This is a genomic window from Vibrio sp. 14N.309.X.WAT.E.F5 (genome assembly GCF_030397615.1).
Lineage (GTDB): Bacteria > Pseudomonadota > Gammaproteobacteria > Enterobacterales > Vibrionaceae > Vibrio > Vibrio lentus.
In genome coordinates this window covers 177,753-198,753 of the sequence record NZ_JAPNXR010000008.1, presented here as the reverse complement: position 1 = coordinate 198,753, position 21,001 = coordinate 177,753, and the positions used below count along the sequence as shown (strand labels likewise).

Annotated in this window: 22 protein-coding genes and 1 other RNA gene; 13 read left to right on the top strand and 10 right to left on the bottom strand. The window is 44.8% G+C overall.

What is annotated here, in order from left to right:
• Nucleotides 1-441: 441 nt before the first annotated feature.
• Together OW495_RS11640 and vexH are read left to right on the top strand one after the other, a co-directional pair.
• Complete coding sequence (locus tag OW495_RS11640; protein WP_289886649.1) at nt 442-1,539, top strand: efflux RND transporter periplasmic adaptor subunit; 1,098 nt, start codon at nt 442-444, stop codon at nt 1,537-1,539.
• Nucleotides 1,539-4,652, top strand: a complete 3,114-nt coding sequence (gene vexH / locus OW495_RS11635; protein WP_017105252.1) for a vibriobactin export RND transporter permease subunit VexH — start codon at nt 1,539-1,541, stop codon at nt 4,650-4,652. Before OW495_RS11640 ends, vexH begins: the two co-directional genes overlap by 1 nt.
• 102 nt (nt 4,653-4,754) lie before the next feature.
• On the opposite strand, the gene OW495_RS11630 is transcribed toward vexH, so the two are convergent.
• On the bottom strand, nt 4,755-5,348 hold the full coding sequence (locus OW495_RS11630; RefSeq protein WP_289886645.1) for a thioredoxin domain-containing protein: 594 nt from the start codon (nt 5,346-5,348) through the stop codon (nt 4,755-4,757).
• A 186-nt stretch (nt 5,349-5,534) separates the two neighbouring features.
• On the opposite strand from OW495_RS11630, the gene OW495_RS11625 reads away from it, so the two are divergent.
• Nucleotides 5,535-5,855: a DUF1244 domain-containing protein gene (locus tag OW495_RS11625; RefSeq protein WP_004736423.1), complete on the top strand. Its 321-nt coding sequence runs from the start codon at nt 5,535-5,537 to the stop codon at nt 5,853-5,855.
• An 85-nt stretch (nt 5,856-5,940) separates the two neighbouring features.
• Here the strand turns inward: OW495_RS11625 and OW495_RS11620 are convergent, their stop codons facing one another.
• A complete protein-coding gene (locus OW495_RS11620; protein ID WP_289886642.1) occupies nt 5,941-7,008 on the bottom strand; it encodes a PLP-dependent cysteine synthase family protein in 1,068 nt (355 codons plus the stop codon).
• Nucleotides 7,009-7,137: 129 nt separating this feature from the next.
• On the opposite strand from OW495_RS11620, the gene OW495_RS11615 reads away from it, so the two are divergent.
• Both OW495_RS11615 and OW495_RS11610 read left to right on the top strand, forming a co-directional pair.
• Nucleotides 7,138-7,611, top strand: a complete 474-nt coding sequence (locus tag OW495_RS11615) for an Lrp/AsnC family transcriptional regulator (protein ID WP_017105254.1) — start codon at nt 7,138-7,140, stop codon at nt 7,609-7,611.
• Nucleotides 7,612-7,683: 72 nt separating this feature from the next.
• Nucleotides 7,684-8,349: a hypothetical protein gene (locus OW495_RS11610; protein ID WP_076671224.1), complete on the top strand. Its 666-nt coding sequence runs from the start codon at nt 7,684-7,686 to the stop codon at nt 8,347-8,349.
• Between the two features lie 101 nt (nt 8,350-8,450).
• Here OW495_RS11610 and tesB read toward each other — a convergent pair whose 3' ends face one another.
• Nucleotides 8,451-9,311 carry an acyl-CoA thioesterase II gene (tesB, locus tag OW495_RS11605; RefSeq protein WP_029405291.1) on the bottom strand — a complete coding sequence of 287 codons (861 nt, stop codon included), beginning with the start codon at nt 9,309-9,311 and terminating at the stop codon, nt 8,451-8,453.
• A gap of 168 nt (nt 9,312-9,479) precedes the next feature.
• Between tesB and OW495_RS11600 the strand changes: the two genes are divergently transcribed.
• Entirely contained in the window at nt 9,480-9,920 is a 441-nt protein-coding gene (locus tag OW495_RS11600) for a YbaY family lipoprotein (RefSeq protein WP_065103959.1), read from the top strand.
• Between the two features lie 85 nt (nt 9,921-10,005).
• Here the strand turns inward: OW495_RS11600 and OW495_RS11595 are convergent, their stop codons facing one another.
• Nucleotides 10,006-10,308: an MGMT family protein gene (locus OW495_RS11595; RefSeq protein WP_017105258.1), complete on the bottom strand. Its 303-nt coding sequence runs from the start codon at nt 10,306-10,308 to the stop codon at nt 10,006-10,008.
• 51 nt (nt 10,309-10,359) lie between these two features.
• On the opposite strand from OW495_RS11595, the gene OW495_RS11590 reads away from it, so the two are divergent.
• Nucleotides 10,360-11,103: a hypothetical protein gene (locus OW495_RS11590; RefSeq protein WP_017110050.1), complete on the top strand. Its 744-nt coding sequence runs from the start codon at nt 10,360-10,362 to the stop codon at nt 11,101-11,103.
• A 244-nt stretch (nt 11,104-11,347) separates the two neighbouring features.
• An RNA gene (gene ffs, locus OW495_RS11585) (signal recognition particle sRNA small type) lies at nt 11,348-11,444 on the top strand.
• Between the two features lie 89 nt (nt 11,445-11,533).
• Here the strand turns inward: ffs and OW495_RS11580 are convergent.
• From OW495_RS11580 to OW495_RS11560, 5 genes are all read right to left on the bottom strand, one after another.
• Nucleotides 11,534-11,785 carry a GlsB/YeaQ/YmgE family stress response membrane protein gene (locus OW495_RS11580; protein ID WP_017105442.1) on the bottom strand — a complete coding sequence of 84 codons (252 nt, stop codon included), beginning with the start codon at nt 11,783-11,785 and terminating at the stop codon, nt 11,534-11,536.
• Between the two features lie 93 nt (nt 11,786-11,878).
• Entirely contained in the window at nt 11,879-13,606 is a 1,728-nt protein-coding gene (locus OW495_RS11575; RefSeq protein WP_289886634.1) for a transporter, read from the bottom strand.
• A 74-nt stretch (nt 13,607-13,680) separates the two neighbouring features.
• Nucleotides 13,681-15,075 carry a glutamate decarboxylase gene (locus tag OW495_RS11570; protein ID WP_289886633.1) on the bottom strand — a complete coding sequence of 465 codons (1,395 nt, stop codon included), beginning with the start codon at nt 15,073-15,075 and terminating at the stop codon, nt 13,681-13,683.
• A 330-nt stretch (nt 15,076-15,405) separates the two neighbouring features.
• Complete coding sequence (locus OW495_RS11565) at nt 15,406-15,603, bottom strand: hypothetical protein (RefSeq protein ID WP_289886651.1); 198 nt, start codon at nt 15,601-15,603, stop codon at nt 15,406-15,408.
• Nucleotides 15,604-15,762: 159 nt separating this feature from the next.
• Nucleotides 15,763-16,395 carry a LysE family translocator gene (locus OW495_RS11560; RefSeq protein WP_102278273.1) on the bottom strand — a complete coding sequence of 211 codons (633 nt, stop codon included), beginning with the start codon at nt 16,393-16,395 and terminating at the stop codon, nt 15,763-15,765.
• 90 nt (nt 16,396-16,485) lie between these two features.
• On the opposite strand from OW495_RS11560, the gene OW495_RS11555 reads away from it, so the two are divergent.
• A complete protein-coding gene (locus tag OW495_RS11555) occupies nt 16,486-17,403 on the top strand; it encodes a LysR family transcriptional regulator (RefSeq protein ID WP_289886632.1) in 918 nt (305 codons plus the stop codon).
• Between the two features lie 33 nt (nt 17,404-17,436).
• Here OW495_RS11555 and OW495_RS11550 read toward each other — a convergent pair whose 3' ends face one another.
• Entirely contained in the window at nt 17,437-17,775 is a 339-nt protein-coding gene (locus OW495_RS11550; protein ID WP_017110048.1) for a hypothetical protein, read from the bottom strand.
• 305 nt (nt 17,776-18,080) lie between these two features.
• Between OW495_RS11550 and OW495_RS11545 the strand changes: the two genes are divergently transcribed.
• The 4 genes from OW495_RS11545 to OW495_RS11530 all read left to right on the top strand — a co-directional run bounded on the left by OW495_RS11545 (nt 18,081) and on the right by OW495_RS11530 (nt 20,947).
• Entirely contained in the window at nt 18,081-18,914 is an 834-nt protein-coding gene (locus OW495_RS11545) for an AraC family transcriptional regulator (RefSeq protein WP_289886631.1), read from the top strand.
• Nucleotides 18,915-19,014: 100 nt separating this feature from the next.
• Entirely contained in the window at nt 19,015-19,749 is a 735-nt protein-coding gene (locus OW495_RS11540) for an AzlC family ABC transporter permease (protein ID WP_017105447.1), read from the top strand.
• Nucleotides 19,746-20,075, top strand: a complete 330-nt coding sequence (locus OW495_RS11535; RefSeq protein WP_281052765.1) for an AzlD domain-containing protein — start codon at nt 19,746-19,748, stop codon at nt 20,073-20,075. Before OW495_RS11540 ends, OW495_RS11535 begins: the two co-directional genes overlap by 4 nt.
• A gap of 80 nt (nt 20,076-20,155) precedes the next feature.
• Nucleotides 20,156-20,947 carry a ribonuclease H family protein gene (locus OW495_RS11530; RefSeq protein WP_289886628.1) on the top strand — a complete coding sequence of 264 codons (792 nt, stop codon included), beginning with the start codon at nt 20,156-20,158 and terminating at the stop codon, nt 20,945-20,947.
• Nucleotides 20,948-21,001 lie beyond the last annotated feature (54 nt).

The window sequence follows — 21,001 nt, the reverse complement described above, 5'->3', positions numbered from 1 at the left end:
GGCAGTGCCGGCAGATTTACAGTCTGCTCCCTTTGGCCACTCGGGAACCCCTCCAGGGTGTTTTTCCTAACTCATAATGGATAGGCTAAAGAGATGTTTTTCCCAACGCATCTCTCAAGTGCGGAGCGCATCATAGCAAACACGTTAAACCTGTAAAGAGTTTTTCTTATGGTTTTGTGTTGAATGCTGCCTTTTTGGGCAAAGATGGCGAAAAGTACGCATATTGCTCGGGAAGTGAACATCTGGACTAAGGTTTACGTATTAATAGGTAACACCTTGAGGTAACTGGCTTTCTGTATTGTGTTTGGTTTGTGTCATTCACCGAGAAACGTAAATGGAATTTAATCTAGATTTACACTTCTTGACGTTACAGCATTCATCACTTGATAGAATACGGTTAATTTCATTTATAGATCTTAAATCTTACTGCAGACCATTATTATGAAGCGTAAATCTGTTTTAACCCTGCTTAGCTTGTCTATTCTTATGGCGTCTCCGGCCGTACTTGCAAAACGTCAGGGGCCTAGCACTGTAACGGTTGTTACAGAGCAGGTTGATATTCACCAAGTTAGCCAATCTCTTTCTTTGGTTGGTAAGTTAGAAGCCGAGCAATCTGTGATCATTACTTCTGAAGTAGCGGGCAGAGTTGACTCTATCAACATCAAAGCCAATCAAGATGTGACTAAAGGACAGATGTTGGTTCAATTAGATGACGACAAAGCCAAGGCCGCGGTTGCAGAAGCGCAAGCGTACTTAAAAGATGAGAAACGTAAACTTGCGGAATTCCAACGACTAGTGAAACGTAATGCGATTACGCAAACTGAAATTGACGCGCAGAAAACCAACGTTGAAATTGCCAATGCACGTTTAGCTGCTGCGAATGCCAACCTTAAAGATCTTCACATCAGTGCGCCTTTTTCTGGCACGGTCGGCTTTATCGATTTTAGCCGCGGTAAAATGGTGACAGCAGGCACTGAACTCGTGACCTTAGATGACTTGTCTGTGATGCAATTAGATCTTCAAATTCCTGAGCGTTACCTTTCGAAACTGTCTAAAGGCATGACAGTGACGGCTCGCACCAGTGCATGGGGTGAGACTCAGTTCACGGGTACTGTGGTAGGTATTGATTCTCGTATCAACGCTGAAACCTTGAACTTACGAGTTCGAATCCACTTCGACAACAATAATGATTACCTAAAACCGGGCATGCTAGTCGCGGCTGACATGGATTTCCCGCCAGTGGAAGCGCCAATCATTCCTGTTCAAGCACTTGAATATTCAGGCACTAAGCGTTTTGTCTATGTTATCGGTGAAGATAACAAAGCGACACGTACCGAAGTTTTCTTAGGTGCGCGTATCGATAACGAAGTCGTGATTGATAAAGGTATCGAGATTGGTCAGAAGATCGTGGTGCAAGGTATTGTGAACATGCGTGATGGTGTGTTGGTTCAAGAACTTGCCGTTAATCGCCCAGCTAAACCTGACGGCGATGTCACTAATCTTGATGGTAATACAGCAGCTCAAGAAGGTGAGAACTAATGTTGTTATCTGATGTTTCTGTAAAGAGACCAGTAGCGGCTATCGTATTGAGCTTGCTCTTGGTTGTGTTTGGTATTGTATCGTTTAACAAGCTTGCTGTTCGTGAGATGCCTGACATTGAAAGCCCAGTAGTGTCGATCAGTACTCGCTATGAAGGTGCATCTGCTACCATCATTGAGAGCCAAATAACCTCCAATCTCGAAGACCAACTCTCCGGTATTAGTGGTATAGACGAAATTGAGTCAACCACTCGAAACGGTTCTTCAAGAATCACGATCACCTTTGAACTTGGTTATGACCTCAATACTGGTGTGAGTGATGTGCGTGATGCGGTAGCACGTGCTCAGCGTTCGTTGCCAGATGAAGCCGATGACCCAATTGTTTATAAGAACAATGGTAGTGGTGAAGCGTCGGTTTACATCAACCTCAGCTCAACCGAGATGGATCGAACGCAGTTAACCGATTACACCGAGCGTGTGTTGATTGACCGCTTTAGTTTGATCTCTGGTGTGAGCTCAGTGGACATCTCGGGTGGCTTGTACAAAGTAATGTACGTGAAGCTGAAACCTGCTCAGATGGCCGGACGTGGTGTGACTGCTTCTGATATTACGCAGGCGCTGAACAACGAAAATATTGAAAGCCCAGGCGGTGAAGTTCGTAACGATGCGATTGTGATGTCGGTTCGTACGGCTCGTTCATATACCCAAGCTGAAGATTTTGAGTACCTTGTTGTTAAGCGTGCTTCTGACAACACACCTATCTATTTAAAAGACGTAGCAGATGTTTACATCGGCGCTGAAAACGAAAACTCGACCTTTAAAAGCGACGGTGTTGTTAACGTAAGTATGGGCATTGTGCCTCAGTCAGATGCCAACCCACTTGAGGTTGCTGACCTAGTCCATAAAGAAGTAGAAGCGATTCAAAAGTTCTTGCCTGACGGTACTCGTCTAGCGGTGGACTATGATTCAACGGTCTTTATCGACCGTTCTATCTCAGAGGTATACAGCACACTCTTTATCACGGGTGGATTGGTTATCCTCGTGCTTTACGTCTTTATCGGCCAAGCACGTGCAACCCTGATCCCAGCGGTGACTGTTCCTGTCTCTTTGATTTCATCGTTTATTGCGGCGTACTACTTCGGCTTCTCTATCAACCTGATTACCTTGATGGCACTGATTCTGTCTATCGGTTTGGTAGTAGATGACGCTATCGTGGTGGTTGAGAATATTTTCCACCACATTGAACGTGGTGAATCACCACTGCTTGCCGCTTATAAAGGCACACGTGAAGTAGGCTTTGCGGTAATCGCAACCACGCTAGTTCTGGTCATGGTGTTCCTACCAATCTCGTTTATGGATGGCATGGTAGGTCTTCTGTTTACTGAGTTCTCGGTATTGTTGGCGATGTCGGTGATCTTCTCGTCTGTTGTGGCATTAACGCTAACGCCAGTTCTGGGCAGTAAGATTCTAAAAGCCAATGTAAAACCAAACCGATTCAACCGATTTGTAGAACGTGTGTTTGGCAAACTAGAAGCTGGATACAAAGCGGTATTGCGCCGCGCGCTAAACTGGCGTTGGGCTGCTCCAATCATCATTATTGCGTGTATGGGCGGTAGCTATGGTTTGATGCAGCAAGTGCCGTCGCAACTGACTCCGCAAGAAGACCGTGGTGTTATCTTTGCGTTTGTTCGTGGTGCTGATGCAACCAGTTATAACCGTATGTCTGCCAACATGGACATCGTTGAAGAACGTCTAATGCCGCTACTTGGTCAAGGCTTCTTGAAGTCATTCAGTATTCAATCACCAGCGTTTGGTGGTAATGCGGGTGACCAAACGGGCTTTGTAATCATGATCCTAGAAGATTGGGACGAACGTGACGTTACGGCGCAAGAAGCGTTGAACGAAGTTCGTAAATCTTTAAATGGCATACCTGATGTACGTGTATTCCCGTTCATGCCGGGCTTCAAAGGCGGTTCAAGTGAGCCAGTTCAATTCGTATTGGGAGGCTCTGATTACTCTGAGCTTCAGAAATGGGGCGAACTGTTAAAGCAAGCGGCTGAAGACTCTCCAATGATGGAAGGTGCGGACATCGATTACTCTGAGAAAACGCCAGAGTTATTGGTAACCGTAGACAAGCAGCGTGCAGCTGAGCTGGGTGTGAGCGTATCGGATATTTCGGACACGTTAGAAATCATGCTGGGCGGTCGCAGTGAAACCACCTTCGTTGACCGTGGTGAAGAGTACGATGTTTACTTACGTGGTGATGAAAACAGCTTTAATAACGCCAACGATTTAAGCCAAATCTACATGCGAACTCAGTCTGGCGAGCTAGTCACGCTTGATACGCTGACACACATTGAAGAAGTGGCATCGTCGATTCGTTTGTCGCACTACAACAAGCAGAAGTCAGTAACCATCAAAGCGAACCTAATGGAAGGTTACACGCTGGGCGATGCTCTCGATTTCCTTGATGAACAAGCTATCGAACAGCTACCGGGTGACATCTCTGTGAGCTACTCTGGCGAGTCTAAAGACTTCAAAGAGAACCAATCGAGTATCCTCGTGGTGTTTGCGCTAGCGATGTTGGTCGCGTACTTGGTACTCGCGGCGCAATTTGAGAGCTTCATTAACCCGCTAGTGGTGATGTTCACCGTACCTATGGGTATCTTTGGTGGCTTCTTAGGCTTGGTGTTGATGAGTCAAGGACTCAACGTATACAGCCAGATTGGTATGATCATGTTGATCGGTATGGTGACCAAAAACGGCATCTTGATCGTAGAATTTGCTAACCAACTTCGTGACCGTGGTATTGAGTTTGAAAAGGCGATCATTGATGCTTCGGCTAGACGTTTACGTCCAATCATGATGACGGCATTTACCACGCTAGCAGGTGCCATTCCATTGATTACTTCAACGGGCGCGGGTTATGAAAGCCGAGTGGCGGTGGGTACGGTTATCTTCTTCGGTATGGGCTTTGCGACTTTGGTTACTCTGTTCGTTATCCCTGCGATGTACCGACTAATTTCTGGCTCAACGCGTTCTCCGGGTCACGTGGAAGCGGTTCTAAATAAAGAACTAAGCCATGATAACGTGGGAAGAACCAGTCACGGTTAATCGGTTTCAATAGCGATTCTTTTAAAGCCCGACAACTCTGTTTAGTTGCCGGGCTTTTTATTTAATACGTGAAAATGATCTGAGGGAATAACTCAGCAGGCGTTATAAATCGCTAAGATATTTTAAAGTTTTGAGCAGTTCATCCATCGAGCTGTGGCCTCTTAGGTTCACCATATAGCGACCATTGATAATGAAACTCGGAATGCTGACAATTGCAGTTTGCTCTGTTTTATCCGCAGCATCCTTTACATAAGTTGCCCATTGCTGCTGTTGGCTTTTTGTCATGTTCTCTTGTGTCACAAGGTTGTGTTTCTTAAAGAAGACATCGATATCGGCTTGTTGCAGTGGACTGTTTGTCTGCACAAGAGAAAACAGTTCATTAAGCAGTTCGTGAGATAGGTTGGGCTGTTGAACCAATACTGTGTAATAAAGGCTTGCGGCTTGAAGTGTTGATTCGTTGAAAATCACGTGTGTACGATGTAATACAAGTTCACCTGATTGCTCTTTATCTTTCAGTAGTTCGGTCATCTGCCAACAAGGTGTGCAGGTTAATGAGAAGAACTTGTCTATTTGATGGTCTGTTGAATAGGGGTTATCCAAAATAGAGTATTGATCTCCTTCGGTAGGAGACGCATAAGCTATTGAACTAAAGATAATAGATGCGAATAAAAAAACTACGGCTTGCAATCGTTTCATGGGGATTCCGGTTTATCGGTTTAGTAATGAAAAACGCCCATTACATTCAATGTAATAGGCTTGGTGACGGTTTATCTGTGAATGTTTTGAAAAGCCTGCGTTTGCTCCTAGCGAACAGCGGGCTTTTTTTGTATAACAATATCTGCTCAACACATTAAAAAATGAAAACTATTAAGGGACACCAAAGTGGCTGAATTTAAATACAAAGATCTTTCTCAAGAAGAACAAGACAAGCTGGATGCAGCAACCTTTCGTCGCCTGTTAGCACACCTAGACAACAACAAAGATGTACAAAACATCGACCTGATGATCTTGGCTGGCTTCTGCCGTAACTGCTTCAGCAAATGGTACAAAGCAGAAGCTGAGCAACAAGGCCTAGACCTTGATATCGACGATGCTCGTGAGCGTGTCTATGGCATGACTTACGATGAGTGGAAACAAAACCACCAACCAAAAGCAACACCAGAACAACTGGCTGCATTTGAAGCGAAGCAAAAACCAGAATAACCTTGTTTCATTGGTTACGAATGACACATAAAAAGAGCCCATCAAGGGCTCTTTTTTAATTTGGAACGGGTGCTTATTCTCGGGCTTACACTAGCCCACCGGTTTGCGAGAAAGCTTCTAACTTAGCCGCGTAAGGCTGTAGGTCACCAATGTTGTTGTTCACCCACTCATCATTAAAGTAAGTGTCTAGGTAACGCTCGCCACTATCACAAAGTAAAGTCACAATAGAACCTGTTTCGCCACGCGCTTTCATTTCACTGGCTAGCTGAAGCACACCGTACATGTTAGTACCGGTTGATGCGCCGACCTTGCGACCAAGAATGTCAGACAACCAATGTGTCGTTGCGATACTTGCTGCATCTGGAATTTTACGCATTTCGTCAACCACACCAGGAATGAAGCTTGGTTCTGCACGTGGACGACCAATACCTTCAATTTTGCTGAATGTATTGCCTTTAACATTCGCATTGCCAGTTTGGAAGTATTCGTGGAATACCGAGTTTTCAGGGTCGACAACACATAACTTGGTTTCATGCTGTTGGTAACGAATGAAACGGCCGATAGTTGCTGAAGTGCCGCCAGTACCTGGGCTCATTACTACCCAAGTTGGAACTGGGTGATCTTCCATCTGCATTTGATTGAAAATTGAGTTCGCGATGTTGTTGTTACCGCGCCAGTCAGTTGCACGCTCAGCGTAAGTAAATTGGTCCATGTAATGGCCATTCAGTTCCGTCGCTAAACGGCGAGACTCATCGTAAATTTCATCTGAGCGATCAACAAGGTGCGCTTGGCCGCCGTAGAATTCAATCTGCTCAATTTTTTTCTTCGCTGTGCACTTAGGCATTACCGCAATAAACGGAAGACCAAGTAGGCGAGCAAAGTACGCCTCAGACACAGCAGTGCTGCCTGATGAAGATTCAATGATCGTTGTTTCTGGGCCAACCCAACCGTTACAAATCGCGTATAAGAACAGAGAACGCGCCAAACGATGCTTCAAAGAGCCTGTTGGGTGTGTGCTTTCATCTTTAAGGTAGATATCAATGCCTTCGATGCTTGGAAGGTCTAACTTGATAAGGTGCGTATCCGCTGAGCGTTGGTAGTCGGCTTCAATTTTACGAATCGCGTTATTAATCCATTGATGGTCAGTGCACATAAGCGTTCTCCTGATCTTGTGTAGGAATTTTTTGTAATTGGTATGGTTATAATTTAGCGATAATTCGAGAGAAAAACTTTGCCATATTTGCTTTGTTTTGACTAAAATGTAGAAAATTATTCTATTTAAATGCGATTTGGTGAAAGTGTGATAGATGCTGTAGATAAAAAGATATTAAGTTTGCTGCAAGAAGACAGCACGCTGTCATTGAATGACATTTCAGAGGCGGTCAACCTAACCACCACGCCCTGTTGGAAAAGGCTGAAGCGTCTTGAAGAGAACGGCATCATTGAAAAAAGAGTGGCGTTGCTTAACCCTGAGAAGCTTGATCTTGCTTTTACCGCGTTCGTATTGGTGAAAACAAGCAACCATTCTCATGAGTGGTATGGGCGCTTTGTGAATACTGTGTCGGACTTTCCAGAAGTGATGGAGTTCTATCGAATGGCTGGCGAGTATGATTATATGATGAAGGTTCAGGTTAAAGACATGAAGTGCTTTGATGACTTCTACAAGCGCTTGGTGAACAGTATTGATGGTATCTCGAATGTGACCTCGACGTTTGCTATGGAACCATTGAAGTACACGACAGCACTGCCGCTGTAAGTGAAACCTAGCCTCACGTTACATCTTGTCTCAGTTTAGATATCGCCTCTGCGATAAAGAAAAGGATTATTCATGTTTGCAAAAATCTCTACCGCGATCCAATTGGTGTTAGCCGTCGCTATTTTTTATTTAGGCTACACCATCTATTCGTTTACCAATAAAGTCGGTGAGATCGTCGATACCTATCCGCAGGTCATCGAAGATTTATCAACTCTTACCAAAGGGCTAAAAGTAGAAGAGATGTTAGCGTTTGCTGAGCATGTTAGTGAACTTGCTCCTCAGGTGTTAAACACTGTGGATGAAGTCAGAAAGACCATCGACCAAGTTAATCAAACCGTTTCATCAGTGGATGGCAAAATTCCCGCTATTTTGGATGAAGTGAAAAATGTTCGAACGGAAGTCGAGCAGGTAAGAACCGATGTGATCCCGCCAACATTGACTGAATTAAAACGATACCGTGTGGATGTGATGCCACCGATGCTCGCTGAAAGTAAGTCATACCGAGAGCAGACTATCCCCGTCATTGTTACTGAATCCGAGATGCTTAGAGCGGAAGTACCGGGTATTTTGGCACAGGCTAATTTGCTAGCCGATAAGAGTAAAGAGTTAGCTCAGGGAGCGGCAGAGGGCGCAGTGAAAGGCGTGGTGTTATCGCCATTTAATCTGCTGCGAGACGCGAGCGACGGCCTCAAAACACGGGTACAAAGTGAATTCGAACCGACGCTTGAAGCTGAATAGAGTTTACTGATTTTTGATCAACGGCTTTCGTTGACGCAATGAAAACAAAAGGGGCTAGGTGTGATACCTAGCCCCTTATTATTTAGTGTGTGTTGACAGGTTTACTTAGTAAAGCGCATCACACCTTCTTGAACGGCTGTCGCCACTAGCTCACCTTTTTGATTGAAGATCTCACCGCGCACTAGGCCACGAGTGTTCGCTGCGGTTGGGCTTTCAATCGCATAAAGCAACCATTCATCCATCTTGAATGGGCGGTGGAACCAGATTGAGTGGTCAATCGTCGCCACTTGGAAGTTTGGCGTCATGATTGACACTTCATGTGGGTGAAGTGCTGTCACCAAGAATCCCCAATCCGACGCGTAAGCAAGCAGGTATTGGTGAATGAGCTGGTTATCTGGCAACGCACCATTCGCTCTCACCCAAAGATACTGCTTTGCTTCTGTCTTTTTAGGTTTCAGTGGGTTAACCACTGTTACTGGGCGCATTTCAATTGGCTTTTCGCCACAGAAAGTCTTACGCAGTTTCTCAGGTAAGAACTCAGCAATATGACTCGCTAACTCAGTTTCAGAGGCAAAATTCTCTGGTCCAGGGATATTTGGCATTTCATTCTGATGTTCAAAACCTGGAGCATCACCATGGTAAGAAGCCGTGAGATAGAAAATAGGGCGACCATTTTGAATCGCTTTAACACGGCGAGTGCTGAAGCTGCGTCCATCTCTTAGGTTCTCAACATCGTAAATGATTGGCTTTTCAGGATCACCGGGAAATAGAAAATAACTGTGGAACGAGTGAACACTACGATCGTCTTGAACAGTATAACGGGCAGCGGAAAGCGCTTGTCCCAATACCTGACCGCCGTATACCTGTGGCAGGCCGAGGTTCTCACTTTGCCCACGGAATAAACCTTCTTCCAGTTTCTCTAGCTGAAGTAAACTTAGTAATTCTTGTAAAGGTTGACTCATCGCCAGCATTCCTCTTCGTAAAATAGGTGTCAGATTATGGTGCTAATCATTTAGCTTAGTCAGATATCTGTCAATAAATCATAGGGTTTCAAGACAGAATATGAAAGCTCTCTTATAATTGGTGGGTAGATTTGCCGAGTCCGGCAAACATGTTGAGAGAAATTGAATATGAAAAAGGCTCTAATTCTTATTACGTCTTTAGTATCGTTTGGCCTACTTGTTGGTTGCCAAGCAACATCAGAAACGAACACTTCTCAGGAAGTGGTTGCAGAGAACGCTCAAGTGATTTCAGGAACAGTAAGCTATCGCGAAAGAATTGCATTGCCAGAGAATGCAGTGGTTACCGTAACGCTAGAAGATATTTCACTGGCTGACGCACCATCGACCGTTATCGCGACTCAAGAATTCACTACTGACGGTAAGCAAGTACCGTTCGCATTCGAGCTGAGCTACGACAACAACAAGATTCAACCGAACCACCGTTACAACATGCGCGCAACGATTCATGTTGACGGCAAACTGCGTTTCACAACAGACACAATTAAGTCCGTGATTACCGACGTAGAAAACACGCAACAAGCAGACCTACGCTTGGTTGGTGTTCGTTAATTAGAAATGGATGCCAATATTAAGGCATCTTGGCTAGTTGATTGGCTAATTCGTCTTCTAGCTAACTAGGTGATTAGTGGCAGCTCTAGGGCTGCCATTTGTATATTCTGAGTTTAACCTTTCCTGCGTCGCTCACTTCAATCCCTTCTTCGACCAGATGCTTCTTTTGGCGATCAAACGAATCACCTTTCAAAGATATCTCACCCTTACTGTTGATCACCCGATACCAAGGCAGTTTGCTACCTTCTGGTAAATTACCTAATGCTCTACCTACATGTCGTGCATACCCCGGAAAACCTGAAAAACGTGCTATGTCTCCATAAGTTGTTACTTTTCCATATGGAATTTGGTGAATCACTGCAAAGATTTGGGGCAAAAATTGGTCCATACTAAAAATTCCTAGTTCATTAATACCACGGATCGGTAGAAGGAGAGGGCTATGGTATTTTCAACGTTTCAGTTCTTGATAACCACATTATTAGCCGTTGTTTGTGCGAGAGCAATCAGTTTAAGTGAGGGAGATATCCCAGTGCTTGCAATGGTCATCCCTGCATTATGGATATTACCGCAGGGCGGCATTGCAGGATTAGTTCTGCTTGTTTCCATGACGACTTACGGCTTAACGCTTCCACTACAACCCATCACGCTCTCTGTGAGTGCGTGGGTGCTATTCCCATTATTGATGGTGGTTTTTTCAAAACGCAGTAGCTTGTCGGTTGTTATTATTTCGGGGTTAATTGTCGCGACCCTACAAGTCGGGATTATGGTGACCCAATCCGCTGGTAAGCTTGATGGCGCACCTTGGATTACCACTCTGCAAACATTGTCGATCATCATGATTTGGTGGGCGGCGAATCACCTTAAACCAGCCAGTCGACACAGCTGGTGGTCATTAGGCTTGATTCTTCCATTATGGATGGCCGATTTACCTTACGCGGCTTTGGTCGCCTTGTGTGTTACAGGCATAATGGCATCGATGGAAACACTCACTCGCTTGAAAACCTTCCGTTGGAATAAGTTACTGTGTTGGACATTGCCGACAGTTGGCTTTGCCGCACTAGTGATTACACCCAGCATAGAGGTACCAAGCCCTGTCTTTGTGGTGTGGTTATGTTTGTTGGGCACCGCATGGATGACAGACTACATCATCCGCACGGAAGAGAACGAAGACGCCGACCTCTAGCTGAAGTGAATGATATTCTGCTCGTAGTGATACAAGCGAGCACATGTGACTTGAATGAATGCGTTATGAAACAAAGACAAAGGTGATGCTTTATCCGACAGTTTTACGGCGTGTTGGGTAAAGGGTAATCACTTAAACCACATTTGTTTAAAAAGAGTCGCTTTGTGCTTGCAATGGTTGCTGCGATGCTTAATAATCCAATCACTCTTTGAGGCAAGCCTCTTAGAAAAAGAATCTATGGAGGCTCTGGTCCTCCCGCAACACTAACTTGTGAACTCGGTCAGGCCTGGAAGGGAGCAGCCGCAGCAGGCGACGTGTGTGCCGGGATGTGGCTGGGGCTTCCACCCATATAAAAAGCCGCTCTTAATGAGCGGTTTTTTGCTATCTGAAGCTTAATTTTATCTTGTTTATGACTAGAGGTGCGAAAATATCAGTTTTTGAGGAAACGGTTATAAACAAACAGCAACACGAATGCGCCAAGCGTTGCGGTTATAATACTACCGATGTTAATGCCGTCAGCACTGCCGAGGCCGATGAAGCTCCCTAAAAAACCACCAACAAAGGCACCAGCAATACCTAGAACCATGGTGGCGATCCATCCACCACCATCGTTGCCCGGCATTAGCCACTTAGCTAGCGCCCCTGCAATCAACCCAAGAATAATCCAAGATATAAACCCCATAACTTCTCCTTACTCATTATTGTGTTAGGTGCATGTCGTCACACATCTATGGTTACGTTTAAATCATAGACCATGAATCAAAACTCGATTTAACTAACTGATGACCATTGCGATGTAACCCAGAATAAGAACCAATACCGATGTTAAAGCGTAGGGCACAGGATAGCCGATCGCTGGCATGTCACTGTGACTGGCATCTTGTGCGCCTTTCATTGCAGGCGTACTGTTCCTGCCTCCGGCACAAGCGCCAGCTAAAATTGCAGGATTCATTTTTCGGAAATATAAGCCGTACAACCAAGCTAATAAGGGGGGTACTAAAGCAGCTGTCACCCCGAGCAAAGCTATCTTGATGACAACGATGCCTTGAAAAGAGGCCAATATTTTGGGGCCTACCGTCGCTGCCAATACAGCAACAAACAGATTTAGGCCGATGTCTTGTAGAAAGCTTCTTGCTCCCTCGCTCATAGGGCCGCCAAAACTTGGATTTCGCGTGCGTAAGAAGGAAAAAATGATCCCGGTGAGCATACAGCCTGCCGAGGTTCCCAATGCAAATGGAATACCTGCGACTGTGACACTTAAATGGCCGAAGACATAACCAATTAATAAAGAAACGGCGAGATAGAAGGTTTCTGTGACGGTACTCTCGACGATGGGTACACTGTTCAACTTAGTGGCTGTTTGTTCTACACACCACTGAGAGCCGGCAATTCGAACCACATCGCCAACTTCGATCTGGGTTTGTGGTAATAGAGGTTGCTGGTGGCCTTGTCTGAAGACTGCTTTAAAGTAAACACCAAAACCGACTTCGGAATGTAACTGCGCTATCGTTTTTCCTGCATGTTCGGACTTCCCAACGTGAATGTCCGCTACTTCGATATCGACATTTCTAGCTCGTGGTTCATCGACTTCATTTCCGATATCAGCTTCACCTTCCGTAATCAAGACGCGATATTCTCCGCGAATGCCAATGACATCATTTAACTCAAGCATTGGATTATCAGAAGCATCAATGACTTGCTCACCTCGAACCACTTTAAGCACGGCCGCATCAGGGAAGTTTCGATACAGCTCCTGCACTGAACGACCGACTAACTCTTGGTGTGTGACCTTATAAGCGCGAACATCAATGGGTAGAATGCCAACATCTGAGAACCCAAAGGTACTTGGGAGCTTCTCGTTGTCATCGCCAGTTGAGAACTCTGCTTCTGCTTCTTTACCTGCTTTGACGGGATCAATTCCAAAGAGAGAAGGGAGGTACTTAATGAACAAGATGATGAGGACGGTCGACAGGACATAGCTTATCGCGTAACCCGCCGCAATATTGGCACTGACCTGATCAATGCTCATCCCTTCCGGTGGAGTAAATGCGCCTGAGCTAATTGCTGACTGCGCTACGCCCATTACTGCCGTCACTGTGTAACTGCCAGAAATGATGCCCGCGGCATAGCCGGGCTCAAGGCCCATGAGCTTGGCGCCGATGACCACAATCGCAAAATTGCTGAACACGACAATTAAACCAATGACGACGAAGTCGATGCCTCCTCTAGCAAGGCCGGAGAAAAATTGCGGTCCTACTTTCATCCCAATGGCGTACATGAACATCATTAAGAAAATGTCGGAGACCAATCCTGGTTCTTCAATTTTTAGTCCATAAACTGAGAAGGACGTCAGTGCGATACCAACGCCAACGATTAGGGTGCCAGCTGTTGTGCCTAAGCTCACACCTTTAAAAGTGAGTCGACCAAGTGGATAACCAATGGTGAGTGATAGAAAGAGAAATACAAACGGATTCTCTGACAAGTAACTAAATAGAAAGGACATAATGTCACCTGCTAACTTGTTGATATAAGGGCAAGGAACCATGAAGGCTCCTTGCTTTAAGTAAGATGGGACAATTAGCTGTGATTAAAGTTACTCGACTCGTCAGCGTCGCTACCATTGACGACCGGGTGTTTGTCAAAGAAATCAACGCAGTGTTGTAAGTCGGAAATCAAAAGGTCAGCCATATCACGACTAAAACCATGACGAACTAAAATACGCATGATTACCAGATCTTCACGCTCGGCGGGCATCGCATAAGCGGCAATTTGCCAACCACGAGATCGGATGCGATCCGAAAGATCGTAGAGGTTAAAGCCTGGGGTTGCGCCATCTTTAATTGACCAACTCAAGGCCGGGATACCACCATGACCATCGTAGATGATGTGAAATATACCCATCTTTTCGACTTCTTTGGCAAGGTAACGAGCCGTGTCATAACAAGCATCATGGATCTTACGGTAGCCCTCTTTACCAAGACGTAAAAAGTTATAGTATTGCGCAACGATTTGACCCCCAGGGCGGGAGAAATTGAGCGCAAAGGTAGGCATGTTGCCACCGAGGTAGTTGACGTTGAAAATCAAGTCTTCATGCAGAGCATCCGCATCTCGCCAAACAACCCAGCCAACACCAAGTGGAGAAAGACCAAATTTATGCCCAGAAGCATTAATGGATTTGACCCTTGGCAAACGGAAATCCCACACTAAATCTGGGTCGCAGAATGGGGCGAGAAAGGCACCACTTGCACCATCAACGTGAATCGGAATATCTAATCCGGTCTCTTCTTGTAGTTTATCTAACGCTTCGTGTACCGCTTGTACTGGCTCGTATTGGCAAGTAAAGGTCACGCCTAGTGTCGGGACGACGCCAATCGTGTTCTCGTCACAACGTTTGATTACTTCCTCTGGGGTCATGATCAGACGATCACCTTGCATTGGGATTTCGCGAAGTTCAATGTCCCAGTAACGGGCAAATTTATGCCAACAAACCTGAACTGGACCACAAATAAGGTTAGGACGGTCAGTTGGCTTACCTTGCTTCTTCATTTTCTCACGCCAAGCCCATTTTAGCGCCATACCACCAAGCATTGCGGCTTCACTTGAGCCAGTTGTTGAACATCCCATTGGATTTTCAGCGTTAGGTGCATGCCAAAGATCGGCGAGCATATGTACACATCGAGATTCGATTTCTGCCGTTTGTGGGTATTCATCTTTATCGATCATGTTTTTGTCGATGCATTCATCCATCAATTTATGGACTTCGTCTTCGACCCATGTTTGACAGAAGGTCGCAAGGTTCTGACGCGAATTGCCATCTAGCATTAGTTCATCATGCACGACTTGGTAAGCATGAGCGGGTGCATGCTCTCGCTCTGGGATTCGATACTTGGGCATAACAACGGAAAGATCTTTGGAAGAATAAACATCATCTAAGAGTGAACCACGAACAGTCGATTTTTTATGAAGAGGCATGGTGAATCCTTTATCTTATTGAATTTATTTTACTTATTGCCATTGAAACATCAGTAAATAGCAATATTGGCAGCTAAATAAACATAGCAGGATTTTATAAAAATTCAGCTTAAATAAGAGTCTGGTTGCTTATTTCACGTTGTTTTATCTTGTTTTGTGCACGGTAAAACAAATATTTCAAAAGTACACTGTGTGGTGAAAAAACGGAGTTGTCATGATGAACTTTATGTGAGTGTTGATGCTTATTTTTTAGTGTTGTAAGTTTTGGATATATAATTTTGGTGGCTGGTTGTAATTTGGTCATTCTACGATGTTAAATTTTTAATCCTCTTAATTAGCAGGTAGCACCACCGCAGACGCTTCTTCCTCTGAATCTTCTTTGTCTTCGACTTGTTCAGTTACCCAATCAATCGTCTTTGTTAGATAAAGCTTGTTGGTTTCGGTATCACACCAACTCTTTGATAATCCTCTTCGATTAAACTCACTGCCAATTGCTGCGCAATTGCTGCGCAATTGTTCGAAAGCCAGTTCGCGCTATGCTGACTTATGTTGCAAGCATCATCTTAAAATACCGCTCTTTATGGGTGGCCTCTTGCTATCTGAAGTATGTCCAAAATTGAGATGTGGTTACGTACTTTTTCCCCTCGAATGAAACCCAATTTATTGTTTTTTCCTTTACTGGCTCGACTATAGGTTGGATCTGTGACTTGTTACTGCGAGTACGATGGCTGCAGTTAAAAGCGCTGAGCCTCCGATTTTATTCAGGTACGTTGGGTGATCTTGCATAAACCCAAGAAGCTTCTTGGCAGAGATGGCGTAAATCATCACCCAGGTAAAATCCAACACTGCCATTGTGGGGCACATCACCAACATTTGTGATAACAGGGGCTTAGTTGGGTCTATGAACTGGGGGAAGAATGCAGTGAAAAAGACAATCGCTTTGGGGTTACCCGCTGCAACGAAGAAACCACTTAAATAGAGTCTGTGGCCTGAAATCGCGGTGGGTGAATTGGTGGTTATTTGTGCATCACACTCAGGTTTATCACGCAACATCTTGATACCCATATACAGCAATGTTGTGACCCCAAGCCACTTGATAACGGCGAACGCTAGTTCAGACGTTGACATTATGATGCCAAGTCCAACTGCAACAATGATCATCTGTATGAAGTTTGCTGAGATATCGCCTAGTGCCGTAAAAATAGCTTTATTAACGCCATATTTCATTGAATGAATGACGCCCAACAAAATGCTGGGACCTGGCGTCATGGTTAAGATAAGTGAAGCGAGGCAGAAGGTTAGCCATGTTTCTACAGTCATTTGTTTTCTCCGGGTGACTAGTATCTATTTTTCGGAAAAAGTAGTCTGCTAGCATAGAGATAGATATCAAAATAACCTGAGGTTATATAAATGGTTGAAGACTTGGAAAGCATCCCATCATTAGTCCCCAAATTACTTCTGCAGTTACTAGCGCTCGGAAGTATCACTGATGCCGCTCTGGTATTAGGAGTCAGCCAACCCGCTGCGAGCAAAGCTCTTCGACGTGCTGAAGATGTGTTAGGTTTCGCTTTAGTTCGAAGAGACAGTCGTCCCTTATTGTTAACAGCGGAAGGGAGGTTGATTGCTGAGTTCGCTAAACAGCAGGAATTGCAGGGAGAGGTGTTATTGAGACAGCTTCGACTTATTCAAAAAGATGGCGCTGGACAGGTGAAAGTGGCTTCTTTTGGCGCATCCGCTTCCACACATATTTTACCCAGCCTAATTCATGCGATCAGCCAACACTTACCTCAAGTTAAAATTGAAATAAGCGAGTTTACTGACGAAGGAGCATTATTAGCATTGCGAGAGGGGCGCGTAGATTTTGCAATCGCGGTTGATAAAGAGTATTTAGATCTAGATATCATCCCAGTTTTTACTGACCGTATGGTGGCTTTAGTTCATGAAGATGACCCTTTATCCCAGTTGTCAGTTTTGTCGGCTGTGGATATCGAAGATCGAGATTTTATACTGAGTAAAGGGGGCAGCGAGGCGCTCATTAGAGAATGGTTTAAGCTATCAAAATCTCGCGTTAAAGAAAAACACACCATTGTTCAATTGACCTCGATACTTGCTTTGATTAGAGCGGGCTTAGGTGTTTCTATTGTTGCAGAGCTTGCCGTTCCAGAATCTCATCCCAGCGTAAATGTTATTCCTCTTGCGCCCGAGTACCCTCGTAATATTTGTGTAGCGAAAAGAAGCGGTTGTTTTTCTTCGAACGCAGCCAGGTTAACTTGGGATTTTTTGAGTAAGAATAGGGCACTTAATTACCTAAGCAAGCGAGGTCATTAAGTGCGAACAGACGTTTAGCTGTCATTGCCTCATTTAATTCGCAGGCAATACCACCGCAGACGCTTCTTCCTCTGAATCTTCTTTGTCTTCGACTTGTTCAGCTACCCAATCAATCGTCTTTGTTAGATAAAGCTTGTTGGTTTCGGTATCACACCAACTCTTTGATAATCCTCTTCGATTAAACTCACTGCCAATTGCAGCCAGTGTTTGGTTACTTGGTCTACCGTAATACAAGGTGTCGCACAGTTGTAGGTTCGACATCGATTGTGGATATGAATTAACCGATGATGAGTTCATGCTTAGTGCTTTCGATTGATTGTGAGTGCATCCGGTTAGGCTTAACAGAAACAAGGTAGCTAGAGCTATTTTCATTGATCTTAGGTTCACGAACGATGACTGATACGTAATTATGAGCATGTACGATAATGCTATTTGTCAGTATTTTGCCAAACGACGGATTAGCGGGATCTTAGTACCAATTCTTCTGGCACGGCTAACGCTATATGTTATCTCTGATGCTCATATTGTTATGCCGGAGGCGGTGAATTAAAAATGCACCAAATGTTAAAATGCTCTTTAATTTAATTGGTGAATGCGCAATTTTGTACAAAAGCTGAAAGAGCCGATAGAGTAGACTGATGAATCACTCGGTGATTAGCACAGGTTTGAGGATGGTTATGGAGAACAAGAAGGGCTCTAAGGAGAAAGCTGATTATAAGGTCACGGAAGAACTCGGTGGTCTTGAGATCCTCAATGCTGAATACGAAAAGCAGAATTTCTCACGTCATAGTCACGAAGGTTATACGTTCGGTGTAATAGAGCAGGGTGCTCAGCGTTTTTATCGAACCGGCGGCCATCACATAGCCCCCCAAGATGCGATCATTTTGGTCAATGCAGATGAGGTACACAGCGGACATTCTGCCACTGAAGGTGGTTGGGCATATCGTGCTATGTACCCACTTCCTGAGCAACTCGCCAAGATCACTCAAGAGTTGCACCTGCCTAACTATGGTGCGCCTTATTTCCCAAGAGCCGTTGTTGAAGATCCAGAACTAGCCAATCAACTGAGGTTGGTTTTCAATACGATTGAAGAATCAGATAATCGCCTGCTCAGAGAAACCTTGATGTATGGGATGTTGGTTAAGTTAATCAGCAGACACGGGAAGTCGAGTCTAACGCCTCAACTGGATAGCAAAGTCCAACGTCAGCTTATACTGGTAAAAGAGTTTCTTGATGACTTTCCACAAGCGGATGTGTCACTCGATGAGCTGTCTAAGCTAGCTGCTTTGAGTCCATTTCATTTGGTGCGCTCATTTCAAAAAGAATTTGGTCTTCCTCCGCATGCTTATCAGATCCAGTCTCGATTAAGGTTGGCTCGTACGCTCCTCAAACAGGGGCATTCGATTTCCGATACGGCTCAAGAATGTGGTTTCCATGACCAAAGCCACTTCCATCGTCACTTTAAGAAAGCCAACGGTTATACGCCGGGTCAGTACGTAAAGATGCGTTGAGATTTGTGCTTTATACCTTAGATATAGAGCAAGTTTGTACAATCGAATAAGTTAACCCTCTCTTACATTGAATAGCCAATGCAAAGAGAACTAGGAAAATATGGATAACAACACAATGAATAGACGCACGCAGTTATGGAAAGGCGTTTTGGCTGCGATGCCCTTGAGTATTGCTGTAATACCGTGGGGCATATTAGCTGGCTCGTATGCAATAGATGCTGGTCTGAATCAGCTTCAAGCTCAGGCTATGTCTGCGATTTTGTTTGCGGGTTCAGCGCAATTAGTGGCGGCGGGGATGTTCAAATCGGGCATTGGGTTAGGGACTATGTTGTTAACCACGTTCTTTATTACTTCAAGGCATTTTCTTTATAGCGTATCGATGCGCGACAAAATTAGTCATCTTCCCGCTCGGTGGCGTTTACTGCTTGGCTTTTGGCTAACGGATGAACTGTTCGCGATTTGCAGTGGCCAATCTCAGCAAGAGTTTAACCGCTGGTATGCAGCAGGGGTCGGCGGTGGTTTTTATCTGGTTTGGAATATTGCGAGTTTTGTCGGCATTGTCGCAGGAAGTCAGATTCCGTCACTCAATGAAATCGGTCTCGATTTTGCGGTCGCGGCAACCTTTATAGCTTTGGTTTTCCCATTAATCCGAACATGGCCCGTGGTGGTATGTGTTGTGGTGTCTTTGATCGCCTCAGTTGCCTTGTCAGTCAACAATGTTGAAGGTGGCCTTATGATTGCTGCTATTGCGGGTATGTTAGCCGGCTTTATCAGCGAGTCATTTGTGGAACGTAGAAACGGCAATAAGCTCATCAAAGAGGGGGATTCAGCATGATCTGGCTATCGATATTCCTCATGACCGCGATTGTTTTCTTTAGTCGATATTTGTTTCTAGAACCGGCCATCCCGCTTCGATTAAACAGCACTGCGAGACGGTTGTTACGTTATTCGAGCCCTGCGGTATTAACGGCAATCTGGGGGCCGATTGTGTTCGCACCAGAGCAAGCTTTTTGGCCAAGCCTAGAAAACCCTTATTTGATCGGCGCGGTAGTGACTGGGCTTTTGATTTGGAAAACGGGCAATGTGCTACTAACGATCGGTGTCAGCATGGCGGTGTTCTTGTTCTACAACCTTGTCGCGGTTGATTACCTTTTTAACTGATTGATCTTGCAACGCATGGCGTGGTGACTTCTAATGTATTGATTCACTATTCGTGTATTTAGGTTTGGTAAGGAGTTAATTTGGCTAAGAAGTATTATGTGGTTTGGAAAGGTCGTACACCGGGTATTTTTACCACTTGGAATGAGTGTAAGTCGCAAGTCGATGGTTTTGCTGGTGCGAGATATAAATCGTTTCCAACATTAAGCGAAGCAGAGTCCGCTTTCGGTGGTAAAGCATCTTCTGCGTCTAGTTCTGCTTCAACATCTGGATCTTCATCGACCAAGCCAAGTGTTGCGGGTAAGCCTAAGAAAGCTAAAGTCCCGCCTCTTTCTGAGCAGCAAATTTCTGAAATGCCTTTCGATATCAAGATATACACAGATGGCGCTTGTGAGCCGAACCCTGGTGAAGCGGGCACTGGCTTAGCGGTTTACTTGAACAACGAATTAACCGAGTTGTGGTATGGCTTGTATCAGCAGGTTGGAACTAATAATACAGCAGAGCTGCACGGCTTGAAGCAAGCGTTTATTCTGGCTAAAGAAAAGCTTAAAGCTGGTTTGTCTGTCGCGATTTATTGCGATTCTAAGTACTCGATTGATTGTATTACCAAATGGGCTACAGGCTGGGAGAAAAAGGGTTGGACTAAGTCGGGCGGCGAAATTAAAAACCTCGATATCATTAAGCCTGCATATGCCCTTTACCAAGAGTTGGCTTCTAAAATCACCATTTACCACGTTAATGGCCATGTTGGTATTGAAGGTAATGAGCTTGCCGACCGAATGTCTATTGTAGCGATTGCTTCTAAAGAGCAAGACTTGAGTCGATATACTGAAACTGACGATCTCACTGAGATCTTAGCTTTGCGAGCGGGCTAGCAAGAGTCAAAGGTTAGAAAGTGAGTTAACCAAAGCGTTACTGTTTATATTAAG